This is a genomic window from Streptomyces sp. JL2001, assembly GCF_050917515.1.
Classification (GTDB): domain Bacteria; phylum Actinomycetota; class Actinomycetes; order Streptomycetales; family Streptomycetaceae; genus Streptomyces.
Map to the genome: position 1 here is coordinate 1,059,852 of NZ_CP169421.1, position 23,564 is coordinate 1,083,415.

16 protein-coding genes are annotated in these 23,564 nt (G+C 73.7%); 15 read left to right on the forward strand and 1 reads right to left on the reverse strand.

Annotation, left to right across the window (positions count from 1 at the left end):
- Positions 1-217: 217 nt before the first annotated feature.
- The 11 genes from ACE1OA_RS04705 to ACE1OA_RS04755 all read left to right on the forward strand — a co-directional run bounded on the left by ACE1OA_RS04705 (position 218) and on the right by ACE1OA_RS04755 (position 15,635).
- Positions 218-1,399 carry an ROK family transcriptional regulator gene (locus ACE1OA_RS04705; RefSeq protein WP_386541008.1) on the forward strand — a complete coding sequence of 394 codons (1,182 nt, stop codon included), beginning with the start codon at positions 218-220 and terminating at the stop codon, positions 1,397-1,399.
- Positions 1,400-1,975: 576 nt separating this feature from the next.
- Positions 1,976-2,926 (forward strand): TauD/TfdA dioxygenase family protein, encoded by a 951-nt coding sequence (locus ACE1OA_RS04710; protein ID WP_386541007.1) that lies wholly within the window; start codon positions 1,976-1,978, stop codon positions 2,924-2,926.
- 142 nt (positions 2,927-3,068) lie between these two features.
- Positions 3,069-4,121 carry an ABC transporter substrate-binding protein gene (locus tag ACE1OA_RS04715; protein WP_384872105.1) on the forward strand — a complete coding sequence of 351 codons (1,053 nt, stop codon included), beginning with the start codon at positions 3,069-3,071 and terminating at the stop codon, positions 4,119-4,121.
- 1 nt (position 4,122) lies between these two features.
- Positions 4,123-5,253, forward strand: coding sequence for an LLM class flavin-dependent oxidoreductase (locus tag ACE1OA_RS04720; RefSeq protein WP_432752313.1), 1,131 nt, complete (start codon positions 4,123-4,125; stop codon positions 5,251-5,253).
- Complete coding sequence (locus ACE1OA_RS04725; RefSeq protein WP_384872099.1) at positions 5,250-5,753, forward strand: flavin reductase family protein; 504 nt, start codon at positions 5,250-5,252, stop codon at positions 5,751-5,753. Before ACE1OA_RS04720 ends, ACE1OA_RS04725 begins: the two co-directional genes overlap by 4 nt.
- Complete coding sequence (locus ACE1OA_RS04730) at positions 5,750-6,685, forward strand: ABC transporter permease (protein WP_356606372.1); 936 nt, start codon at positions 5,750-5,752, stop codon at positions 6,683-6,685. The genes ACE1OA_RS04725 and ACE1OA_RS04730 overlap by 4 nt, the downstream gene beginning before the upstream one ends.
- Entirely contained in the window at positions 6,661-7,449 is a 789-nt protein-coding gene (locus tag ACE1OA_RS04735) for an ABC transporter ATP-binding protein (RefSeq protein ID WP_432752314.1), read from the forward strand. Before ACE1OA_RS04730 ends, ACE1OA_RS04735 begins: the two co-directional genes overlap by 25 nt.
- Complete coding sequence (locus tag ACE1OA_RS04740; RefSeq protein WP_432752315.1) at positions 7,446-8,792, forward strand: LLM class flavin-dependent oxidoreductase; 1,347 nt, start codon at positions 7,446-7,448, stop codon at positions 8,790-8,792. Before ACE1OA_RS04735 ends, ACE1OA_RS04740 begins: the two co-directional genes overlap by 4 nt.
- Complete coding sequence (locus ACE1OA_RS04745; RefSeq protein WP_384872089.1) at positions 8,789-12,721, forward strand: ABC transporter ATP-binding protein; 3,933 nt, start codon at positions 8,789-8,791, stop codon at positions 12,719-12,721. The genes ACE1OA_RS04740 and ACE1OA_RS04745 overlap by 4 nt, the downstream gene beginning before the upstream one ends.
- Positions 12,718-13,755, forward strand: coding sequence for an aldo/keto reductase (locus ACE1OA_RS04750; RefSeq protein ID WP_432752316.1), 1,038 nt, complete (start codon positions 12,718-12,720; stop codon positions 13,753-13,755). The genes ACE1OA_RS04745 and ACE1OA_RS04750 overlap by 4 nt, the downstream gene beginning before the upstream one ends.
- A 290-nt stretch (positions 13,756-14,045) precedes the next feature.
- Entirely contained in the window at positions 14,046-15,635 is a 1,590-nt protein-coding gene (locus ACE1OA_RS04755; protein WP_432752317.1) for an amino acid permease, read from the forward strand.
- A gap of 27 nt (positions 15,636-15,662) precedes the next feature.
- Here ACE1OA_RS04755 and ACE1OA_RS04760 read toward each other — a convergent pair whose 3' ends face one another.
- Positions 15,663-16,358 (reverse strand): TetR/AcrR family transcriptional regulator, encoded by a 696-nt coding sequence (locus ACE1OA_RS04760; RefSeq protein ID WP_356606364.1) that lies wholly within the window; start codon positions 16,356-16,358, stop codon positions 15,663-15,665.
- A gap of 185 nt (positions 16,359-16,543) precedes the next feature.
- On the opposite strand from ACE1OA_RS04760, the gene ACE1OA_RS04765 reads away from it, so the two are divergent.
- The 4 genes from ACE1OA_RS04765 to atzF are packed head-to-tail and all read left to right on the forward strand — an operon-like array spanning position 16,544 to position 23,287.
- Positions 16,544-17,383 carry an urea amidolyase associated protein UAAP1 gene (locus ACE1OA_RS04765; protein WP_432752318.1) on the forward strand — a complete coding sequence of 280 codons (840 nt, stop codon included), beginning with the start codon at positions 16,544-16,546 and terminating at the stop codon, positions 17,381-17,383.
- On the forward strand, positions 17,380-18,033 hold the full coding sequence (locus tag ACE1OA_RS04770) for an urea amidolyase associated protein UAAP2 (RefSeq protein WP_432752319.1): 654 nt from the start codon (positions 17,380-17,382) through the stop codon (positions 18,031-18,033). Before ACE1OA_RS04765 ends, ACE1OA_RS04770 begins: the two co-directional genes overlap by 4 nt.
- Positions 18,030-21,617, forward strand: a complete 3,588-nt coding sequence (uca, locus tag ACE1OA_RS04775) for an urea carboxylase (protein WP_432752320.1) — start codon at positions 18,030-18,032, stop codon at positions 21,615-21,617. Before ACE1OA_RS04770 ends, uca begins: the two co-directional genes overlap by 4 nt.
- Entirely contained in the window at positions 21,614-23,287 is a 1,674-nt protein-coding gene (atzF, locus tag ACE1OA_RS04780; protein WP_432752321.1) for an allophanate hydrolase, read from the forward strand. Before uca ends, atzF begins: the two co-directional genes overlap by 4 nt.
- The last annotated feature ends 277 nt before the right edge of the window (positions 23,288-23,564 follow it).

The window sequence follows — 23,564 nt, forward strand, 5'->3', positions numbered from 1 at the left end:
GACCTCGAAGCCGTCGCCGGCCCGGCCCGCCGCCGCCTCGCTCCTCTTGGCGCTTCGCAGAACCGTCATTGCCCCTTAACGCCGGATCGTTGACCGGCCCCCTCGCGCTTGCGAGCATCGGGGCATCAGGTCGTCGAGCTGTTCCCGCATCCCTCGGCCCTCGGTTGCCGGGGCCGCCGTGCCACCGTACGACCGACTCCCGGACCGAGGAATCCCGATGCGACCAGCGCTCATCGCGACGCCGGGCGGAAAGCCCGCCGCCGACCAGCCCGACGCCGCCGCCGTCCTGCGGGCCATCCTGCGCGGAGGCCCACTGGCCCGCACCGCGATCATCCGGGAGACGGGCCTGAGCGCGGCCGTCGTGTCACGGCACGCGGCCGAACTGCTCGCGATGGGTCTGGTCTGGGAGCCGCCCGAGCCGCACCGGCCGCCCCGGCCCGGACGCCCCCGCATCCCGCTGGACATCGAGACCGCGCACCACGTCGCGGCGGGCGTGCACATCGCCGTCCCGCGGCTCACGTTCTCGCTCACCGACCTGCGCGGCAACGTCCTCGCGTACGAGCACGTGCCACGACGGCCTCAGCACGGGGCGGTCCTCCAGGACGTCGCCGCACGACTGCCCGGCTTCCTGCGCAGACACCTCGGCGCGCGCTCCGTCCTCGGCCTCGGCGTGGCCACCGGCGGCTGGGTCGATCCCGACGCCGGGATCCTGGTCGAGAACTCCGCGCTCGGCTGGCGCGACATCCCGCTGCGGCGCTCGCTGCAGCGCGCGGTGGGACTGCCGGTCCATGTGGAAGGCCACGCCCGGGCGCTGGCCCAGGCCGAGCTGCTGTTCGGCGCGAACCGCGGCGGCGACCTGGTGCACCTGTTCGTCGGCAACGCCGTGGACGCGGCGATCGCCACCGGCGGCGTCCTGCTGCAGGGCCGGCGGTACGGCGCCGGCGGCATCGCCCACCTGCCCGTACCGGGGTCGGCGGAGCCGTGCCCCTGCGGCCGCACCGGCTGCCTCCAGGTCACGGTCTCCGACCGTGCCGTCGCGCGGCGCGCCGTCGCCGAGGGCGTCATCCCGCACCCCGATCTGCGGCTGCTCGTGCGTGCCGCCCGCGCGGGCGACGTCCGGGCGCTCGACCTGTGCCGCACCCGCCTGCGGCTGATCGCGCACGCGGTGCGGCCGCTGCTCGACCTGATCCGCCCGGACGCCCTGGTGCTGACCGAGTTCGCCACCCTCCGTCTGCCCGGGCTGCTCGACGAGCTGACCCGCGAGCTGGCGAGCGGCGGCGACCAGGTGCGGACCGGCTCCTTCGGCGCGGACACGCTCGCGGTGGCGGCGACCGCGCCGGTGCTCGCGGCCGTCTACCAGGACCCGTTCGGGCTGCGGACCAGCGGCGGCGCCCGATGAGCGGGGCAGGGCGGGTTTCTTCCGCGCCGCCAGAAAATATTGTCCGTACCGGCACGGGGCAGCACACTCATCTCATGGACGCACAGCAGAGGGCCACGATCCGGGCAGCCGCAGACCGGCACCCCGTGAACGCCTTCCGCGCGCACCACTTCGCCGGACTGGGCTGTCGCGCCCACTGACCGGCTCTCCGCCGGCGCGCGCCGCCGCGCCGGGGCACTGGGCACTGACCCCGGCGTACGCCTCCGCCGAACTCCGGCCTGACTCGCGCACGTTCACCGGCTGAAGCACGGCCGCGGCGCAGCTGAGCACCGGCCGGAGCACCGCCTGGGGCACCAGGTGGAGCTCCGGGCCGAAGCACGGCTGAGCACCGCCTGGGGCTCTGGCTGAAGTACCGGCTGGAGCACCGGCGCCGGCCCCCCTTTCCCGGTCTCGCCGCGTACCGGACACCGGCCGGGCGCCCTTCACACCCGTGAGCCCGCGCCCGGCGGGTGACCCCGCGTGCCCCGGCGCCGTCCCGGTACGCCCGGTCGCCTTCCTCACCTGCCCTCGTTCGTCATGCCCGAAAGGACTCACCCCATGAGCACGCTCACCGTCCGTCCCGTCGCCGGTCACATCGGCGCCGACATCGACGGCGTGGACCTCGCCGGCCCGTTGTCCGTCGAGACCGTCGACGAGATCAAGCAGGCCCTCCACCGTCACAAGGTCGTCTTCTTCCGGGGGCAGCGGCTCGACCACGCCTCGCAGATCGCCTTCGCCCGCCACTTCGGCGAGCTCACCTACGCCCACCCGCACGACGACGCCCCGCCGGAGGACCACCCGGAGATCTTCACCATCGACCCGCGCCGCTTCGAGGAGCGCTACGGGAAGGACTTCCGGGCGGAGTACCGCAAGCGCCAGTACAGCTACTTCGACGGCTGGCACACCGACGTCACCGCCGCGGTGAACCCGCCCGCCGGGTCCATCCTGCGCGCCGAGACGGTCCCGGAGTTCGGCGGCGACACGCAGTGGACCAACCTCGTCGCCGCGTACGAGGGGCTGTCCGCACCGGTCAGGGCATTCGTGGACACGCTGCGCGCCGAGCACCGGTACGGCGGCGACCGGCCGGTCGGCGAGGACGGCGCGTACGCCCGCCGGATCAACGACAACCTGCTCGTGTCCGTACACCCCGTGGTGCGGGTGCACCCGGAGACCGGGGAGCGCGCGCTGTTCGTCAACCCGGGGTTCACCAGCCACATCGTGGGCGTCACCGCCGCGGAGAGCCGACGGATCCTGGACCTGCTGTACGCCGAGATCACCCGGCCCGAGTACACGGTGCGCTTCCGCTGGGAGGCGGGGCACGTGGCGTTCTGGGACAACCGGTCCACCGCGCACCTCGCCCCGCGCGACCTGGAGCACCTCGACGTCGAGCGCCGGCTGCACCGGGTCACGCTGATCGGCGAGGTCCCCGTCGGACCGGACGGACAGCCGTCCGAGTCGGTCGCCGGGCGCCCGTTCACCGCCGACCACCGGGTCGCCGCCACCTCCTGACATCCGACCGGGGCCGCCGACGCCCGCGCCGCCGCTTTCCGCCGACGCCATCGGCGGCGGCCCCGCCACCCCTCGCTCCGCCCCGCCGGCCCTCCTCCCCCGGCCCCTCCCTCGCCGACCCGTGAAAGGCCCCCGAATCGCCATGTCCCTGCACACCTCAAGACCCCTGAACCGCCGGGGATTCCTCGCCCTGGGCAGCGGCGCGCTGCTGGCACTCGCGGGCTGCGCCTCCCCCGACCAGGCCGGCTCCACGCAGCTCGGCGCGCTGCCGACCGCCGCGCCCGACAAGAAGACCACCCTCCGGCTCGGAACGGCCACGACGCAGGCGCAGCTCGCCGCGAAACCCTCGCTCGGTCCGCTGCCGTTCTCCGTCGAGTGGGTCCGGCTCAACGGCGGCCCCGAGACCATCCAGGGCTTCCGGGCGGGCGCGGTCGACCTGGCGAGCAACGCCGGGATGCCGCCGATCCAGGCGCACGACATCGGCTTCGACGCCAAGATCGTCGCCATCGCGCACAACACCGCGGTCACCTACATCCCCACCACCCGGCCGGGCAGCGACATCCGGACGGCGAAGGACGTCGTCGGCAAGCGGATCGCCTTCTCCCAGGGCCAGGCGCAGGGCGTCACGATCCTCAAGTGGCTGAACGAGAACGGCGTCTCCCACAAGGACGTGACCCTGGTGCCGCTGCCCAGCGCCCAGTTCCTGACCGCTCTCCAGGGCAACCAGGTCGACCTCGCCCCGCTGACCGAGCCGTCGCTGACGAAGTACCTGAAGCAGTACGCGAAGGACGGCGCGCGCACCCTGCCCACCGACGTCCAGGACCTCCTGAGCCTGCTGTGGGCGCCCACGTCGGTGCTCGCCGACGAACGCAAGGCGGCGGCGATCCGGGCGTTCATCCCGATCTGGGTCCGGGGCAACAACTGGTCCTGGGAGAACCCTGAGCAGTGGGTCGAGTCGTACTACGTCAAGGATCAGGGCGTCACCCGCGTGGACGGCGAACGGATCGTCAAGGCCCGGAGCAAGCCGCTGTATCCCGCGAACTGGGACTCCTCGATCGCCTGGGAGCAGTCGATCGCCGATCTCATGTCCGGCGCCGGCTTCGTGAAGAAGTTCGACGTCAGCGTGCTGTTCGACCGGCGGTTCGAGAAGGTCGCGGCGGAGGCCGCGCCCGCCGCGTACCGAGGGCAAGCCTGAGATGGGCGAACACCTCTGGTACATCCCGAACACCGTCGAGCCCGGCCATCGCGGCGACGACACCGTCGAGGGCTGGGGCACGCTGGACCACTCGACGGAGCTGGCCCGCGCCGTCGAGGACCACGGCTGGGCCGGTGCGCTCCTCGGCACCGGCTGGGGCCGTCCGGACACCTTCACCGTCGCGGCCTCCCTCGTCGCCCGTACGACGACGTTCAAGCCGCTCATCGCCATCCGGCCCGGCTACTGGCAGCCGGCGAACTTCGCCTCCGCCGCGGCCACCCTCGACCGGCTCAGCGAAGGCAGGGTCCTGGTCAACATCGTCAGCGGCCTCGACGACGCCGCGTCCTACGGCGACGGCGAGTTCGACCCCGCCCGCCGCTACGAGCGCACCCTGGAGTTCCTCCAGCTGGTGCGCCGCTTGTGGAACGACGAGGAGGTGACGTTCCGGGGGGAGCACTACCGGGTGGAGAACTCCACGGTCCGGCCGCGTCCCTGGCGCGCCGAGGAGGGCCGGCACCCCCGGCTGTACTTCGGCGGCGCGAGCCCGGCCGCCGAGCGGGTCGCCGCGCAGGAGGCCGACGTCCAGCTGTTCTGGGGCGAGCCGCTGGACGGCGTCGCCGAACGCATCGACCGGCTGCGGACGCTGTCCGACAAGGTCGGGCGCGAACACCGGCCGCTGGAGTTCGGGCTGCGCGTGACGACCCTCGTGCGGGACACCACCGAAGACGCGTGGCGCGCGGCGGAGAAGAAGGTCGCCCGCATGGCGCGGCAGGATCCGCGCGCCCAGGAGTCGCTCCGGCGCGGCACGGCCGTCGGCCAGCGACGGCTGCTCGACCTGGCGGACCGGGGCGACGTCCTGGACAGCTGCCTCTACACGGCCCCAGGCCGCTACGGAGGCGGCGGCGCCGGTACGACCTGGCTGGTCGGCTCCGCGCGGGAGGTCGCCGACGCGCTGCACCGGTACCGCGAGCTCGGCGTGACCCACTTCGTGCTGTCGGACACCCCGTACCGGCAGGAGATCGCCCGCGTCGGCGACGCCCTGCTCCCGCTCCTGAGGGAGCCGGCCGCGTCCCCCGCCGGATCAGCCCTGCGGCGGCCGTCCGCCGCCCATTCCTCGGAGGCCCCCGCATGACCGCCGTCCTGCACGACACCACCTCCCTGCGCGCCGTGTACGGCGCGTTCCCCACCGGCGTCGCGGCGATCGCCGCCCTGGTCGACGGCGCGCCGGTCGGGCTGGCCGCCAGCTCGTTCACGACCGTGTCCCTCGCGCCCCCGCTGGTCTCCGTCTGCATGGCGCACACCTCCGGCACCTGGCCGGTGCTGCGCCGCGCCGGCCGTCTGGGCGTCAGCGTGCTCGGCGCGGACCAGGGGGCGCTGTGCAGGCGGCTCGCCGGTCCGGCCGGCGAGCGTTTCGCCGGGGCATCGTGGCAGGCGGACGAGGACGGCGCGGTGCTGCTGGACGGCGCCGCCGCCTGGTTCACCTGCTCGGTCGACGACGAGATCCGGGCCGGTGATCACGACATCGTCGTCCTGCGCGTCCACGACCTGCGCCTCGACCGGGACGTGGACCCCCTCGTCTTCCACGCCAGTTCGTTCCGCTCCCTCCTCCCCCGACCTCAGGAGCCTCGATGAACCTCGACCTGACCTCCCGAACGGGCGGTGGCACGGCCACCGTGACCGCCGGGCCGGAGAAGGGACCGCCGTCCTCGGCGCCTCCGGCCTCCACACCGCCGGCGGACGCGACGACACCGGACACGGCGGCGGCCGCCGGTCTGGTGCCGGCGATCCAGCGCCGCCTCGGGCGCGGCAGGTCGATCCCGTTCGGCCGGCTCCTCGGCCCGCTCCTGCTCGTCCTCGCCTGGTGGGGCGCCTCGGCGGCCGGCTGGCTGGACCCGCGCAAGCTGTCGTCACCCGCCTCGGTCGTGACCTCCGCCCAGGAGCTGTGGGTGAGCGGGCGTCTGCAGGAGAACGTGCAGGTCTCGCTGTCGCGTGCCCTGCTCGGTCTGCTCATCGGCGTCGCCGCCGGCCTGGTGCTGGCGCTGGCGTCCGGGCTCTCCCGCATCGGTGACGCCGTCGTGGACGGCACGCTGCAGGTCAAGCGCTCGATCCCCAACCTCGCGCTGCTTCCGCTGCTGATCCTGTGGCTGGGCATCGGCGAGACGATGAAGGTGGTCGTCATCGCGCTCGGTGTGACGGTCAGCATCTACATCAACACCCATGCGGCGCTGGTCTCCATCGACGCCCGGTACGTCGAACTCGCCGAGGCACAGCGCCTGTCACGCTGGCTGTTCCTGCGCAAGGTCGTGCTGCCGGCCGCGCTCCCGGGCTTCTTCACGGGGCTGCGGCTGGCGGTGACCGCGGCCTGGCTCGGTCTGATCGTGGTGGAGCAGATCAACGCCACCTCGGGCATCGGCTACATGATGTTCCAGGCCCAGCAGTACGCCCAGTCCGGGATCATCCTCGTCGGTCTGGTGCTGTACGGCACCTTCGGCTTCGCCTCCGACGCCCTTGTCCGCCTGGTGGAGGGGAGGGTGCTGTCGTGGCGACGTACGATCACCGCCTGAGCGACGGCGGCCCGGTCGCCGAGGCGGTGGACTCCGCCGCCGTCCGCGTCAACAGCCTCACCCGGTCCTTCGGTGACCGCCAGGTGCTCCGGAACGTCGATCTGACCCTCGCCCGCGGCGAGTTCACGGCGCTCCTCGGGCGCAGCGGCTCGGGCAAGAGCACCCTGCTGCGCGCGGTGGCGGGACTGGACCACACCACCGTCGGCACGGGCGGGATCCTGGTGCCGCGGCGGGTCTCGCTGGTCTTCCAGGACTCGCGGCTGCTGCCGTGGCTGAGGGTCCTCGACAACGTGGTGCTCGGTCTGCCCGGCGACGACGCCAAGGAGCGCGGCCGTGCCGCCCTCGACGAAGTCAGCCTGGGCGGGCGGGCGTCGGCCTGGCCGCACGAGCTGTCCGGCGGCGAGCAGCAGCGGGCCGCGCTGGCCCGGTCGCTGGTGAGCCAGCCCGAACTGCTGCTCGCCGACGAGCCGTTCGGTGCCCTCGACGCGCTGACCCGTATCCGGATGCACCGGCTGCTGCGCCGGCTGTACGAGCGGCACCGCCCTGCCGTGCTGCTGGTGACCCACGACGTGGACGAGGCGGTGACCCTCGCCGACCGGGTGCTGGTCCTCGACGACGGCGACTTCGTCCTGGACCTGAGCATCGACCTGCCGGCCGAACGCGACCCGGGCGACCCGCTGTTCCAGCGGCACCGCACCACCCTGCTGGGTGCCCTGGGCGCCCTCCCCGACGACCGTACGAAGGACACGAAGGAACCGTCATGAGCAAGCGCGCCGAGAAGCTCCATCTGAACGCCTTCCTGATGGGCGTCGGCCACCACGAGGCCGCCTGGCGGCTGCCGGAGTCTGACCCGTACGCCTCCTGGGACGTCGAGCACTTCCGCAACCTCGCCCGGATCGCCGAACGGGGCAGGCTGGACTCGTTGTTCCTCGCCGACAGCCCGGGACTGATGGGCGACCCCGCCCGCCGGCCCGGCGGGCGGCTGGAACCGACGGTGCTGCTGACGGCGCTCGCCGGGGTGACCGAGCACATCGGTCTGATCGCGACCGCCTCGACGTCGTACAACGAGCCGTACAACCTGGCCCGCCGGTTCGCCTCCCTCGACCACGTGTCCGGCGGGCGGGCCGGATGGAACATCGTCACGACCGCCGGAGCGGACGCGGCCCGCAACTTCGGCCTGGACGACGCGCCCCTGCACAAGGAGCGCTACGAGCGCGCCGACGAGTTCCTCGAGGTGTCCACCCGGCTGTGGGACAGCTGGACGGACGACGCGATCGTGGCCGACAAGGACGCCGGTGTCCACGCCGACGCCGCGAAGGTCCGCAGGATCGATCACGCCGGGCGGTTCTTCCGGGTCGTCGGACCGCTGAATGTGCCCCGCTCGCCGCAGGGTCATCCGCTGCTCGTGCAGGCCGGTTCGTCGGAGGACGGCAAGGCGTTCGCGGCGCGGTGGGCGGAGGCGGTGTTCACCGCGCAGCAGACCCTCGAAGAGGCACAGGCGTTCTACGGCGATCTCAAGAAGCGGGCCGTGGCGCACGGCCGCGATCCGCAGGGCATCAAGATCCTGCCCGGGATCGTGCCGGTCATCGGTGACAGCGAGGCGGAGGCGGAGGAGCTGGACCGCGAGCTGGACCGGCTGATCAGCCCGGAGTTCGCCAAGCGGCAGCTCGCCCGGCTGTTCCGGATCGACCCGGACGCGCTGGACCTGGACGGGCCGCTGCCGGACGACCTGCCGTCCGAGGACGAGATCGAAGGCGCCAAGAGCCGGTACACGCTGATCGTGGAGCTGGCCCGGCGGGAGAAGTTGACTGTACGCCAGCTGATCGGCCGGCTCGGCGGCGGCCGCGGGCACCGGACGTTCACCGGCACGCCGGTGCAGGTGGCCGACGCGATCGAGGAGTGGTTCGACGGCGACGCCGCGGACGGGTTCAACATCATGCCGCCGGTCCTGCCGACCGGTCTGGAGGCGTTCGTCGACAAGGTGGTGCCGATCCTCCAGGAGCGCGGCAGGTTCCGCACCGAGTACACCGGCGGCACGCTGCGCGACCACTACGGACTGCCCCGCCCCGCGGGCTCGCTCACGCAGGCCCTCGGAGCGTCCGCGTGACGGTCGCACCTTGTCGCACCGCGGACCGTACGTCCCCGGCGTCACCCGGACCGGCCGGCGCGGGCTGGGTGCGCCGGCTGGTCCGGTACTGCCTGGCCCACCGCGTCGACCTGGCCTGGGCGTACGGCGCCGCGCTCGTCGCCGCGGTGGCCACGGCCGTACTGCCGCTGGTCCTGCGCCATGTCGTGGACGGGGTGGCGTCCCCCTCGGCCGTGCTGACCCCCTGGGTGGTGCTGCTGCTCGGTCTCGGCGCGCTGCGGTTCGGGGCGAGCTTCCTGCGTCGGTACTGCTCCGGCCGGGTGTCCCTCGGCGTGCAGTACGCGCTGCGCAACGACGTCTTCGCCGCGCTGCTGCGGCTCGGCGGCCGCCAGCAGGACAAGCTGCACACGGGCCAGGTCGTCAGCAGGGCCGTCTCCGACGTGACGCTCGTCCAGATGCTGCTTCAGTTCCTGCCGAACATGTTCGGCAACGCGCTGATGTTCGCCCTGTCGGTGGCGCTGATGTTCGCGCTGACGCCGCAGCTGACCCTGGTCGCCCTCATCGTCGGCCCGGTGCTGTGGCTGATCGCGTACCGCAGCCGCCGCCACCTGTTCCCGGCCAACTGGCACGCGCAGCAGGAGGCGGCCGAGGTCGCGTCGACCGTGGAGGCGGCGGTCACGGGCGTCCGCGTGGTCAAGGGGTTCGGACAGGAGGAGCGTGAACTGGCGGAGCTGGAGCGGCGGTCGCGCGGGCTGTTCTCCTCGCGGTTCCGGGTCGCCCGGCTCACCAGCAGGTACAACCCGGCGCTCCAGGCCGTGCCGGTCCTCGGGCAGGTCGCCGTGCTCGCGCTGGGCGGCTGGCTGGCGCTGCGCGGGAGCATCTCCCTGGGCACCTTCGTGGCGTTCAACGCCTATCTCAGCTCGTTCGTGACGCCCGTGCGCCAGGTGGCCATGCTGCTCACCGTCTGGCAGCAGGCACGCGCCGGGGTGGAGAGGGTACTCGACATCGTCGACACGGCTCCCGAGATCACCGACGCCCCGGACGCCGTCGCCGTGCCGGACGGGGCGCCGGCCCTGGAGTGGGACGGTGTGGTGTTCGGCCATGACGCCACGGCCGCCCCGCTGCTCGACGGGTTCACCCTGAGGGTGGAACCCGGGGAGACGCTGGCCCTGGTCGGTGCGGCCGGGTCGGGCAAGTCCACGGCGGCGGCGCTGCTGCCCCGGTTCTTCGACCCGGCCGCCGGGACGGTACGGGTCGGCGGCTTCGACGTCCGCGGACTGCGGCTCGCCGAGCTGCGTGCCCGGATCGGCTTCGTCTTCGAGGAGCCGCATCTGCTGTCCGACACCATCGGGGCGAACATCGCCTACGGGCGTCCCGACGCCGGGCCGGCGGAGATCCGCCGCGCGGCGCGGCTGGCGCAGGCCGACGCGTTCATCAGCGCCCTGCCGGACGGCTACGACACCGTGATCGGCGAGCAGGGCCTCACCCTGTCCGGCGGGCAGCGCCAGCGCATCGCCCTGGCCCGGGCGATCCTGCCCGACCCCGCCCTCCTGGTGCTGGACGACGCGACCTCCGCCATCGACGCCCAGGTGGAGGCGGCCATCCACGCCGGTCTGCACCAAGTGGCGCGGCAGCGCACCACGTTGGTCATCGCCCACCGGGCGTCCACCCTTGAACTGGCCGACCGGGTCGCCATCCTGGACCACGGCCGGGTCGTCGACATCGGCACGCCCGACGAACTCCGGGAGCGCAGCGCGCTGTACCGGTCGCTGCTGTCTCCCGATGAGCAGCCCGGCGAACTCGGCGTGGACGAGGCGTCGGCCGCGGAGCCGCCGCGGCCGCGCGGTGTCACCGAGGAGCTGTGGCTCCCCGCCCCGGACGCCCCGTCGGCCGGTCCGGACGTCGGGGCGCGGGTCGCCGCCGCCTACGCGCAGGCCGCCGCGACGTCCGGGCCGGGCCGCGCGGGGCCGGGCGGAGGGCTGCTCGGCGGAGCCCCGGCCGGCGAGGAACTCCGGGAGCGGCTGGCGGCGTTGCCGCGCGTGGACGTGGATCCGAAGGTCTCGCCCGAGCAGGCCCGCGCCTGGGACCCGGACTTCGGACTGCGCACGCTCGTACGGCCCTTCCGGCTACCGCTGCTCGGCGGTCTCGCGCTGGTCGGCGCGGACGCACTCGCGCAGCTCGCCGTACCGGTCCTGGTGCGGCACGGCGTCGACAGCGGCGTCAGCCGGTCCGCACCGGCGGCGCTGCTGGCGACCTCGGCCGTCGCGGCGGTGGTCGTGCTGCTCGGCTGGCTGGTGAACGTCGCCCAGGTGCGGGTGACCGGCCGCACCGGCGAACGTCTGCTGCACACGCTGCGGGTGCGGACGTACGCCCAGTTGCAGCGGCTCGGTCTGGACTACTACGAGCGCGAGCAGGGCGGCCGGATCATGACCCGGATGACCACGGACGTGGACGCGCTGTCGGCGTTCCTGCAGACGGGTCTGGTGACCTTCGTGGTCTCCCTGCTGACGATGCTCGGTGTGCTCGTCGCCCTGCTCGTCATCGACGCGGGGCTCGCCGTCACCCTGCTCCTCGCCCTGCCGATCCTCGTCGCCGCCACGGCGGTGTTCCGGGCGCGATCGCTGCCCGCGTACCTCGACGCGCGCGAGCGGGTCAGCGCGGTCAACGCCTCCCTCCAGGAGAACGTGCCCCTGATCCGGGTCACCCAGGCCTTCGGCCGCGAGGCGCGCAACGCCCGCGACTTCGCCCGCCTGGCCTGGGCGTTCCGCGACTCCAGGCTGCGGGCGCAGCGGCTGATGGCGACGTACTTCCCGTTCATCGAGTTCCTCAGCACGGCGGCGACCGCCATGGTCCTGGTGATCGGCGCCGGGCAGGTGCGCGATGGCCGGCTCACCGCCGGTGTCCTGATCGCGTTCCTGCTCTACATCGAGCTGTTCTTCTCGCCGATCCAGCAGCTGTCCCAGGCGTTCGACGGCTACCAGCAGGCGGTCGTGGGCCTGGGCAGGCTGCGCACGCTGATGCGCGAGCCGGTCGGCACGCCGGTCGCCGAGCGCCCGGTGCCGGTGCGCGAGCTGCGCGGCGAGATCGAGTTCGACCGGGTGTCGTTCGGCTACCGGGGCGGGCGTGAGGTACTCCACGGGGTCAGCCTGCGGGTCGCCGCCGGGGAGACGGTGGCCCTGGTCGGGACGACCGGCGCGGGCAAGTCGACGATCGTCAAGCTCGTCGCCCGCTTCTACGACCCGACCGCCGGGACCGTACGGATCGACGGCACCGACCTGCGCGCCCTGGATCCGGCGGGATACCGGCGCCGGCTCGGGGTCGTCCCGCAGGAGACGCACCTGATGGGCACGACCGTGCGGGACGCGATCGCGTACGGCCGTCCCGACGCCACCGACGCGGAGGTGGAGGCCGCGGCGCGGGCGGTCGGCGCGCACGCGATGGTGGCCGGGCTGCCGCACGGCTATCTGACCGAGGTCGGCGAGCGCGGCCGGGGCCTGTCCGCGGGCCAGCGGCAGCTGCTGGCCCTGGCCCGGGCCGAACTCGTCGACCCGGACGTGCTGTTGCTCGACGAGGCCACCGCCTCGCTCGACCTGGCCAGCGAACGCCGGGTGGCCGCGGCGACGGCGGCGCTCACCCGGCGGCGCACCACGCTCGTCGTGGCGCACCGGCTGACCACCGCCGCCCGCGCGGACCGGGTGATCGTGCTGCGGGACGGCACGGTCGCCGAGGCCGGCACGCATCAGGAACTGCTCGCGGCGCACGGCCCGTACCGAAGGCTGTGGGACGCGTTCCGCGCCGCCGGCGGGGCGGCGAGCGTCGACCAGCTCGCGGAATCCGGGACGCCACCCGGACGACGGTCCGTCTCCGCGGCCACGGCCGCCCCCACGCCCATTCCGACAGCCATCCCCACGCCCATCCCCGCGACTGTCCCCACGGAAGGAACGTCATGACCATCCCGTACCGGCCCTTCGGCCGCACCGGCGTGCAGGTGAGCGCGCTCGCCCTCGGCGCGATGAACTTCGGCGCCCGAGGCAACCCGGACCACGAGGACGGGGTCCGTATCATCCACCGCGCCCTGGACGCCGGGATCAACATCGTCGACACGGCGGACGTGTACTCGCAGGGCGAGTCGGAGGTGATCGTCGGCAAGGCCCTCGCCGGTCGCCGGGACGACGTCTTCCTGGCCACCAAGTTCCACGGCCGCATGGGGGACTACGTCAACCGGTTCGGCAACTCGCGCCGGTGGATCCACCGTGCCGTCGAGGACAGCCTGCGGCGTCTCGGCACCGACCACATCGACCTCTACCAGGTGCACCGGCCGGAGGAGGACACGGACTTCGACGAGACGCTCGGCGCACTGACCGATCTGGTCCGCCAGGGCAAGGTCCGCTACCTCGGCACGTCCACGTTCCCTCCGTCGTGGATCGTCGAGGGGCAGTGGATCGCGGAGAGGCGGGGCCGTGAGCGGGTGGTGGCCGAGCAGCCGCCGTACTCGATCCTGGCGCGCGGCGTGGAGGCGGAGGTGCTGCCGGTGGCCCAGCGGTACGGCTTGGCGGTGATCCCCTGGAGCCCGCTGGCCGGCGGCTGGCTGACCGGCCGCTACCGGGCAGGCGGGCCGCAGCCGGAGTCGAGCCGGGCGGCCCGCCAGCCCGGCCGCTTCGAGATCGGCAGCGCGGAGAACGCGGCCAAGCTCGAGGCGGTCGAGGCGCTCGGGGTCCTGGCCGAGCAGTCGGGCCTCACCCTGATCGACCTGGCCCTCGGCTTCGTCCTCGCCCACCCGGCGGTCACCGCCCCGATCATCGGCCCGCGCACCCTGGAGCAGCTGGAGTCCCAGCTCGGCGCGGCCGACAGGCCTCTGCCCGCGGACGTCCTGGACGAGATCGACAAGATCGTTCCCCCGGGCACCACCCTGTCGTCCCAGGACGCGGGCTACGCCCCGCCGTCCCTGCGCGAGCCGGCGAACCGCCGCCGCCCCCTCGGCTGACGGAGACGGATCAGGGCGGGCCCGGCCCGCCGACGGCTCGGCGAAGCCGCTCCGGGGGCCGCGGCGATCACCGCGGCCCCCGGGAGCGATGAACCACGCACAGGCGCTGCCCGGAGGGCGGAAGGTCAGCAAGCGGAGACAGCGCTGCGGACTCCGGGCACGCGTGCTCGGAGAGCAGTCACTTACGGACGGGACACGGCCGCGACACGCGGTGGAAACGGGCCGTCCCTAATTTCTGTCAACCGACAGGAATTCGCAGGGACGACTCACCTCCGCGACAGGGGACCGCCATGACCGTGACCACCGATCCCGTACCGCCGACACCCCCACCGCCCGGAGGCGGGGACGCGCTCGCCCCGTTCGGCTATCCCCAGGAGCTGCGACGGCGGATGGGAAGGTACGCCTCCTTCGCCGCCGGGTTCTCCTTCATCTCCGTGCTGACCACCGTCTTCCAGTTCTTCTCCCTCGGTTACTCGTTCGGCGGGCCGCTCTTCTTCTGGACCTGGCCCGCCGTCCTCGCCGGGCAGCTCCTCGTCGCCGCCTGCTTCGCCGAACTCGCCGCTCGCCTCCCCATCGCCGGGGCGATCTACCAGTGGGCGAGCCGGCTCGGCAGCCCGGCCTTCGGCTGGTACGCGGGCTGGATCATGGTCATCGGACGGATCGTGGTGGTGGCGGCAGCCGCGCTCGCCCTCCAGGTCGTCCTGCCCGCCGTCTGGCCCGGCTTCCAGATCGTCGGCGGCGACCCGACGCCCACGACGGCCAGTGGCGCCGCCAACGCCGCTCTCCTCGGCCTGGTCCTGCTGGCGTTCACCACCCTGCTCAACGTCCTGGACAACCGCGCGCTGTCGGCCGTCAACACGATCGGGGTCACCGCCGAGATCGCCGGTGTCGCCCTGATCGTCACCCTCCTGGTCACCCATGCGGAGCGCGATCCCGGGATCACCCTGCACACGGGCGGCCAGGGCGGCCTGATCGCGGCGCTTCTGGTGGGCTCGTTCACCGCCGCGTACGTCCTGATCGGTTTCGAGAGCGCGAGCGAGATGAGCGAGGAGACCGTCAACCCCCGGCGCACCGCGCCGCGGACGACGCTCACCGCCCTCACCACCTCCGGCGTCTGCGGCGGGCTGCTGCTCCTCGGCGGCCTGCTCGCCGCACCCAGCCTCACCGACGGACGCCTGGCCACGGAGGGGCTCGGCTATGTGCTCACCAGCACCCTCGGCGACGGAATCGGCAAGGTCCTCCTCGCCGACGTGGCCGTGGCCGTCTGTGCGGCGACCCTCGCGATCCAGACCTCCGCGACCCGCATGCTCTTCTCCATGGCCCGTGACGGCGTCCTCCCCCGGTCGGCGGCGTTGGCGCGGGTCCCGGCACGGACCGGAATGCCCGGCACGGCGGCGCTGGTGGTCGGCGTCGGCGCGGGGCTGCTGCTCCTGCTGAACCTCGCCTCACCGCAGGCCCTTCTCGCCATCGGCACCACCTGCATCGCGATGGTGTACCTGGCGTACGCCATGGTCACGGGTCCGATGCTGGTCCGGCGGCTGAGGGGCGAGTGGCCGCCGCCGGCCGACGGCGAGCGGGACGAACTCGGCCGCCCGCTCTTCTCCCTCGGCCGCTGGGGACTGCCCGTCAACGCGCTCGCGGTCGCCTACGGCCTCTTCATGACGGTCAACCTCGCCTGGCCGCGCGCCGAGGTGTACGACCCCGCGGGCGGCCACTGGTACTTCCGGTGGTTCACCGTCCTGGTCCTCGCGGCCACGGTCGCGACGGGTGCGACGTACCGCTGGTACCGCGACCGGGAGGGCTCCGCCGGGCGGCCTGACGGGGCGGGACGCGGGGGCTCCGCGGCATCGGATCCGGAGCCCGCGACCGTACGCGCCTGAGACGAACGGCGGCCCGGAGGCCGTGGATCAGACCTGTGCCGCGAGGAGCTCCCGCCCCTCGCGGCGCAGTCGTGTCAGGGAGCGCTGCGGCACGCCGGCCACCCGCAGCGCGGCGTCGGCCGTCGCCGCCGCGAGGGCCACGGGGTCGCGGCCCGGGCCGGCGCGCCGGATGAGGATCACGCTCTCGGTGAGGCCGAAGAGCAGGTCGGCACGGAGCGCGAGCTCCTCGGGGCCGAGGGTCGCACCGGGCTCGGTGGCGGCGAGCAACCCCGCGTAGGAGTCCTTGAGTTCGGCCCTGAGCCGATGGAAGACGGCGAAGCGCTCCGTCTGCACCTCGGGCAGCAGGTAGAGCGCGCCGAGGTTGTACGGACCGTCGCACAGCAGCGCCGCGTCGGAGTGGCACAGCGCCCACAGGCGCGCCGCCGGGGACGCCTCCCCACGGGCGACGAGGCGTGCCGCCACCTCCAGCGAGGGACGCACGGTCCCCTCCAGCAGCTCCGCGAGGATCGCCTCCTTGCCGTCGAAGTAGTGGTAGAGGGACGCCTGCCGCAGCCCGGCGCGCTCGGCGATGGACCGGGTGGAGGTCGCGGTGTAGCCGCGGGTGGTGAACAACTCGGCCGCCACGGCCAGGACTTCGTCGCGCGGCTCCGGGCCGCCGGCCGGGCGCTCCTGGGCCCGCGGGCGGCCGACTCTCCTGCTGGTGGGCGTGTTCGGCGTGCTCACTCCGTGATCCTCGCACAGCGCCCGCGGTTCCTCCGGGCCGAGCGATCGGGGTGAGTTCCCGGTAACCGAGCGGAAACGCGCGGGCAACGGGCGCGAAGCGGCCATTGCCTAATTTCTGTCGAGCGACAGAAATTAGGCCAGAGGCGAGAGCCCGGACCGGAGGTCGAGCCATGGGGAAACCCTCAGTGCCACCGTCAGCGACCGCGTCGACGCACGGCGCCCGCGAGCACGCCCGTGCCCAGGAGGGCACGACGACCGACGCCATGCCGATCCTCCCCGCGAGCGACTTGCCGGAGCCTCCCGAGGACGTGGCCGCCGGGGACGTCGTGTGGGCCGAGACCGTGGCGGGCGGCGGCTACACCCACAAGGTCCTCGCCCGCGGTACCGAGCTGCGGCTGACCGACCTCACCGGCGACGCCTGCGCGCACCTGCTCCTCCACAGCGCCGACCGCCCCTGGGAACGGCTGAACACGGCCGACACGGTGAAGGTGCTCTGGAACGCCTACCTCGGCGAGGGGCACCTGCTCCTCTCCGACCAGGGCCGGGTGCTCGCCTCCGTCACCGAGGACACCTCCGGTCGGCACGACGCCCTGACCGGCACCTCCACCCTCGTGCGCAACACCGCCCGGTACGGCGACGGCACCCCGCAGTCCGCCTCTCCGGCGGGACGCGAGCTGTTCAAACTCGCCGCCCTCAAGAACGGCCTCGCCCCGCGCGACCTCCCGCCGTCCGTCTCCTTCTTCCAGGGCGTACGCGTCGCCGAGGACGGCACCACCGAGTTCACCGGATCGGCGGGCCCCGGCGCCTCCGTCACACTCCGCGCCGAACAGGACGTCACCGTCCTCCTCGCCAACGTCCCGCACCCGCTGGACCCTCGCGCGGACTACACCACCGGGAACCTGCGGGTGCTGGCGTACCGGTCGCGTCCGACCGCTCCGGACGACGCCCTGTGGGACGCCACCCCCGAAGGCCGCCGGGCCTTCCTCAACACCGTCGACCACCTCACCGCCCGGGGGCTCGCATGACCGTCACCGCCCTTCCCGGCCGCGTCGTCTCCGACGAGACCGTCCCCGCCCGCGCCGCCTGGTCCGGGTTCGTCCGCAGGGGACAGTTGCTGACCGTCACCGACCTGCACGGCAACCAGGCCGCCGACTTCCTGCTCTACGACGCGCACGACACCTCCGTGCGCTACAGCGCCCCCGACACCGTCCAGGCCCAGGGCAACGTCTTCCTGACCGCGGGCTCGGTCCTGCTCTCCAACGAGCACACCCCGCTGATGACCGTCGTCGAGGACACCTGCGGACGGCACGACACCCTCGGCGGCGCCTGCTCCAAGGAGTCCAACACCCTCCGCTACGGCCATCACACCTGGTCGCAGCACGCATGCGTGGAGAACTTCCTCGCCGAGGGCGCCCGGCACGGCCTCGGCAAGCGCGACCTGGTCTCCAACATCAACTGGTTCATGAACGTGCCCGTCGAGAAGGACGGCACGCTCGGCATCGTCGACGGCCTCTCGGCCCCCGGCCTGAAGGTCGTGCTCCGCGCCGAGACCGACGTCCTCGCGCTCCTCTCCAACTGCCCCCAGACCAACAACCCCTGCAACGGGTTCGACCCGACGGCCGTCCGGATGATGATCAGCGAGCCCGGCGAGAACGACGAGGACGGCACACGATGACGTTCGACACCCTGCTGGTCGCCAACCGCGGCGAGATCGCGGCCCGCGTCATCCGCACCGCCCGGACACTCGGGCTGCGGACCGTCGCGGTGTACTCCGACGCCGACCGCGGCACCGAGCACGTCCGGCTGGCCGACGAAGCCGTCCGGCTCGGCCCCGCCCCGGCCAAGGAGTCCTACCTCGACGCCGACCTGGTCCTCAAGGCCGCCAAGGACACCGGCGCGGGGGCCGTTCACCCCGGCTACGGCTTCCTGTCGGAGGATGCCGACTTCGCGCGCCGCTGCGCGGACGCCGGCCTCGTCTTCGTCGGCCCCACCCCCGAACAGCTGGAGCTGTTCGGCGCCAAGCACACCGCCCGGGCCGCCGCCGAGGCGGCGGGCGTGCCTCTCGCCCCCGGCACCGGCCTCCTGGCCGACGTGACCGCCGCCCTCACCGCCGCCGACGCGATCGGGTACCCGGTGATGCTGAAGGCGACCGGCGGCGGGGGCGGCATCGGCATGCGGGCCTGTCACGGCCCCGCCGAACTCGCCGACGCCTGGGACCGGGTGCAGCGGGTGGCCGCGGCCTCCTTCTCGTCCGCCGGTGTCTTCCTGGAACGCCTGGTGGAGCGGGCCCGCCACGTCGAGGTGCAGGTCTTCGGCGACGGGCGGGGCAAGGTCGTCACCTTCGGCGACCGGGACTGCTCGCTCCAGCGCCGCAACCAGAAGGTCCTGGAGGAGGCCCCGGCACCCGGCCTCCCCGAGCACGTCCGGCGCCGCCTCGCCGAGGCCGCCCGCGACCTGTGCGCGTCGGTGGACTACCGCTCCGCAGGAACGGTCGAGTTCGTGTACGACGCCGCCCGCGAGGAGGCGTACTTCCTGGAGGTCAACACCCGCCTCCAGGTCGAGCACCCGGTCACGGAGGCGATCTACGGCGTCGACCTCGTCGCCTGGATGCTGCGCCTCGCCCAGGGCGACACCGCCGTCGTCACCGAGCCCCCGACGCCCCGGGGCCACGCCGTCGAGGCCCGTCTCTACGCGGAGGACCCCTCCCGCGACCACCGCCCCAGCGCCGGCCTGCTGACCCGGGTCGCCTTCCCGGAGGACGTCCGCGTGGACGCCTGGGTGGAGACCGGCACCGAGGTCACCACCGCCTACGACCCGATGCTCGCCAAGGTCGTCGCGCACGGCGCCGACCGCGCCGAGGCGCTCGACCGGCTGGACGCGGCGCTCGCCGCGACCCGCGTCGACGGCATCGAGACCAACCTCGGCCTGGTGCGCGCGGCCCTCCGGGACGCCGACGTCCGCGCCGCCGGCCACTCCACCGCGACCCTCGCCGGAGTCACCGATCCGACCCCGCGCATCGAGGTCGTCGCGGCGGGCACCCTGACCACCGTGCAGGACTGGCCGGGGCGCACCGGCTACTGGCAGGTCGGCGTTCCGCCGGGCGGACCGATGGACGACCTCTCCTTCCGGCTGGGCAACACCGCGCTCGGCAACGACGAGGGCGCCCCCGGCCTGGAGTGCACCCTCCAGGGCCCCTCCCTGCGGTTCACCCGTCCCACGACGGTCTGTGTCACCGGCGCCCCGGCCCGCGTGACGATCGACGGCACCGTCGTGCCGCAGTGGGAGCCGGTGACCGTCGACGCCGGACAGACCCTCGCCGTCGACGCACCCGCCGGACACGGCCTGCGCACCTATGTCCTGTTCGCGGGCGGCCTCGACGTGCCCGAGTTCCTGGGCAGCGCCGCCACCTTCACCCTCGGCCGGTTCGGCGGGCACGGTGGCCGCGCCCTGCGCTCCGGTGACGTCCTGCACGGCGGCGAGGTCCGTACGGACACCCCCGTCGTCCCCCTCGGCGAACGCCCGGCCTTCGGCTCCTCGTGGCAGATCGGCGCCGTGGAGGGTCCGCACGCGGCACCCGAGTTCTTCACCGAGGACGACATACGCGACTTCTACGCCGCGGACTGGAAGGTCCACTTCAACTCGGCCCGCACCGGTGTCCGCCTCGTCGGCCCCAAACCGCGCTGGGCGCGGACGGACGGCGGCGAGGCGGGGCTGCACCCGTCCAACATCCACGACACGCCCTACTCCGTCGGCGCCGTCGACTACACCGGCGACATGCCGGTCCTCCTGGGTCCCGACGGACCCTCGCTCGGCGGCTTCGTCTGCCCGGCGACGGTCGTCACCGGGCAGCGCTGGAAGCTGGGCCAGCTCCGGCCCGGCGACAGCGTGCGCTTCGTGCCGGTGACCGCCGGGGCGGCCGCCGCACTGCGCCGCGCACCCGCCGCCGAGCCGCGCGCCGACCGACCGCCGCTCGTCGACGGGGGCGTCCTCGCCCGCCTGGAGGAGACCGCCGACCGGCCGTCGGTCACGTACCGGCGCAGCGGCGACGACAACCTCCTCGTCGAGTACGGGCCGATGCAGCTGGACCTGGCGCTCCGCATGCGCGTGCACGCGCTCGCGGAGGCGCTGGCCGCCCGCGGGCTCCCCGGCGTCCTCGACCTCACGCCGGGCATCCGCTCGCTCCAGATCCAGACCGACCCGGACGTGCTGCCCCAGCGCGACCTGCTCGACGCCGCACTGCGCGTGGAGGAGGAACTGCCGCCCACCGACGACCTGGTGGTGCCCAGCCGGATCGTGCACCTGCCGCTGTCCTGGGACGACCCGGCGACCCGCGAGGCCATCGACCGCTACGTCGCGGGCGTGCGCGACGACGCCCCCTGGTGCCCGTCGAACATCGAGTTCATCCGCCGGGTCAACGGCCTGGACACGGCCGACGACGTGTACCGCACGGTCTTCGACGCCGAGTACCTGGTCCTCGGCCTCGGCGACGTCTACCTCGGCGCCCCCGTCGCCACCCCGCTGGACCCCCGGCACCGTCTCGTCACCACCAAGTACAACCCGGCCCGCACCTGGACGGCGGAGAACTCGGTCGGCATCGGCGGAGCGTACCTGTGCGTCTACGGCATGGAGGGCCCCGGCGGCTACCAGTTCGTCGGCCGCACGACCCAGGTGTGGTCGCCGTGGCGGCAGCGCGGTGCCTTCGAACCGGGCAGGCCGTGGCTCATGCGCTTCTTCGACCGGATCAAGTGGTATCCGGTCGGGGCCGAGGAGCTCCTGGAACTGCGCGCCGATATCGTCTCCGGCCGGTTCGTCCCGAGGACCGAGGAGGGCACCTTCTCACTGGCCGCGTATCAGGACTTCCTTCAGGCGAATGCCGCGTCGATCGCCGACTTCCGGACCCGGCAGGGCGCGGCCTTCGGGGCCGAGCGCGACGCCTGGGAGGCGGCCGGCGAGTTCGCCCGCGCCGAGGCGGCGGCCGAGACCGTCCCGCCGGTCACCGACATCGAGGTGCCCGAGGGCGGCCGACTCGTCGAGGCCGACTTCACCGCCTGCGTCTGGCAGGTCAACGTCGAGATCGGCGACCGGGTCTCGGCGGGTCAGCAGCTGGTCGCCCTGGAGGCGATGAAGATGGAGTCACCCGTGGCGGCCCCCGCCGAAGGCGTCGTCGCGGAGATCCTGATCAGGCCGGGAAGCCAGGTCGAGGCCGGAACCGCCCTCGTCGTCCTCGCTCCCGTCGAGACCGCGGAGGCGGCCGTATGAGCACCGCGCTGGAACGGGTGCGCGCCGCGTACGCCCGCATCGCCCAGGTGGACCGGCCCGAGGTGTGGATCGGCCTCCGTCCGCGGGAGGACACGGAGGCCGAGGCCGCCGCGATCGACGCACGGACCGCCGCCGGTGAACGGCTGCCCCTGGCCGGAACGGTCTTCGCCGTCAAGGGGAACATCGACGTCGCCGGGCTCCCGACCACCGCCGGCTGTCCCTCGTACGCCTACCGGCCCGACGTCGACGCGCCGGCGGTGGCGCGCCTGCGGGCCGCCGGATCCGTGGCCCTCGGCACGACCAACCTGGACCAGTTCGCGACCGGCCTGGTCGGCACGCGCAGCCCGTACGGAGCGGTCCGGAACGCCGTCGACCCGGCGTACGTCTCCGGCGGCTCCTCGTCCGGCTCGGCGGTCGCGGTCGCCCTCGGCCTCGTGGACCTCGCCCTGGGCACGGACACCGCGGGCTCCGGCCGGGTGCCGGCCGCCTTCAACGGCGTCGTCGGACTCAAGCCGACCCCCGGCCTGGTGCCGACCGAAGGCGTCGTCCCGGCCTGCGCGTCGCTCGACTGCGTGACGGTCTTCGCCCGCACGCTCCCGGAGGCCGAGCACGCACTGTCCTTCCTGGCGGCACCGGCGGGACGCGCGCTCCCGCCTCTGGAGCAGCGCCGCCCCGGCCCGTGGCGGATCGCGGTCCCCGACGCCGCGCAGCTCGGCGAGCTGGACGAGGGCTGGGCGGAGGCGTTCGGAGCCACGGCGGCCCGACTGGCCGACGCGGGCGCCGAACTCCTGCCCGTGGACCTGGAGCCGTTCACCGAGGCGGCCTCGATGCTGTACGAGGGGGCGTTCGTCGCCGAGCGCTACACGGCCGTCGGAGCCTTCGTCGACAAGCACGCCGGCTCACCGGACCTCGACCCGACGGTGGCCGGGATCATCTCCGGGGCGCGCGACGTCCCGGCCCACCGCCTCTACGCGGACCGGGAGAAGCTGTCCGCCCTCCGCGCCCGCGCCCTGTCCTCCCTCGGCGACGCGGACGCGCTGCTCCTGCCGACCACGCCGGGGCACCCGACCCTCGCGGAGGTCGCGGCCGACCCGCTGGGCGCGAACGCCCGGCTCGGCCGGTTCACCAACTCCACCAACCTGTTCGACCTCGCGGCGGTCGCCGTCCCGGCGGGCGCGGTGGCCGGACGGCCCTTCGGCGTCATGCTGATCGGTCCGGCCTTCACCGACGACCGGCTCGCCCGCGTCGCCGCCCTGCTCACCTCGCCGCCCCTGCACGTCGCGGTGGTCGGCGCGCACCTGTCCGGGCAGCCTCTCAACGGACAGCTGCTCGCCCTCGGCGGCCGGTTCGTCCGCACGACCACGACGGCGCCCGTCTACCGGCTGTACGCACTGGACACGACACCCCCGAAACCCGGTCTGGTCCGGGCCCGCGCGGGCGGTGCGGCGATCGAGGCCGAGGTGTGGCGGCTCCCCGCCGAAGGGCTGGGCGCGCTGGTGGCCGCCCTCCCCCGCCCGATGGCCCTCGGCAGCGTGGAACTCGCGGACGGCACCTCCGTGCCCGGCTTCCTCTGCGAACCCGAGGCCGCCGACGGCGCCCACGAGATCACGGCGCACGGCGGCTGGCGCGCGGCGCTCGACGCCCTCGCTCACCCTGACGCGCCCTCATGAACGAGGTCCGGGGCGTCCTCGGGCGGTGCGCGCCACGGCGCCGTCCGTGGCGGCGGCCCGCCGAGAGCTCGGTCAGCTGACGGTCGAGGAGTACGCGAAGCAGTGGCGGCAGCGCAAGATGACGGACTACTCCATAAGCACATGATGCCGCTGACCTGCGGCAACGCCATATGGCTAGATCGTCGACCTGAACATCGCACGCAGCACGAAGCGCCACCTGAACTCGGCTCCCTGCCTGCTTCCCGCAGGTCGAGGGCGGTGGCCGATGCGATTCGCG

Coding starts and splice junctions, on each gene's coding strand:
- ACE1OA_RS04755 (WP_432752317.1), top strand. CDS start 14,046: ATGACCGTGACCACCGATCCCGTACCGCCGACACCCCCACCGCCCGGA.
- ACE1OA_RS04705 (WP_386541008.1), top strand. CDS start 218: ATGCGACCAGCGCTCATCGCGACGCCGGGCGGAAAGCCCGCCGCCGAC.
- ACE1OA_RS04740 (WP_432752315.1), top strand. CDS start 7,446: ATGAGCAAGCGCGCCGAGAAGCTCCATCTGAACGCCTTCCTGATGGGC.
- ACE1OA_RS04750 (WP_432752316.1), top strand. CDS start 12,718: ATGACCATCCCGTACCGGCCCTTCGGCCGCACCGGCGTGCAGGTGAGC.
- uca (WP_432752320.1), top strand. CDS start 18,030: ATGACGTTCGACACCCTGCTGGTCGCCAACCGCGGCGAGATCGCGGCC.
- ACE1OA_RS04770 (WP_432752319.1), top strand. CDS start 17,380: ATGACCGTCACCGCCCTTCCCGGCCGCGTCGTCTCCGACGAGACCGTC.
- ACE1OA_RS04715 (WP_384872105.1), top strand. CDS start 3,069: ATGTCCCTGCACACCTCAAGACCCCTGAACCGCCGGGGATTCCTCGCC.
- atzF (WP_432752321.1), top strand. CDS start 21,614: ATGAGCACCGCGCTGGAACGGGTGCGCGCCGCGTACGCCCGCATCGCC.
- ACE1OA_RS04710 (WP_386541007.1), top strand. CDS start 1,976: ATGAGCACGCTCACCGTCCGTCCCGTCGCCGGTCACATCGGCGCCGAC.
- ACE1OA_RS04730 (WP_356606372.1), top strand. CDS start 5,750: ATGAACCTCGACCTGACCTCCCGAACGGGCGGTGGCACGGCCACCGTG.
- ACE1OA_RS04720 (WP_432752313.1), top strand. CDS start 4,123: ATGGGCGAACACCTCTGGTACATCCCGAACACCGTCGAGCCCGGCCAT.
- ACE1OA_RS04725 (WP_384872099.1), top strand. CDS start 5,250: ATGACCGCCGTCCTGCACGACACCACCTCCCTGCGCGCCGTGTACGGC.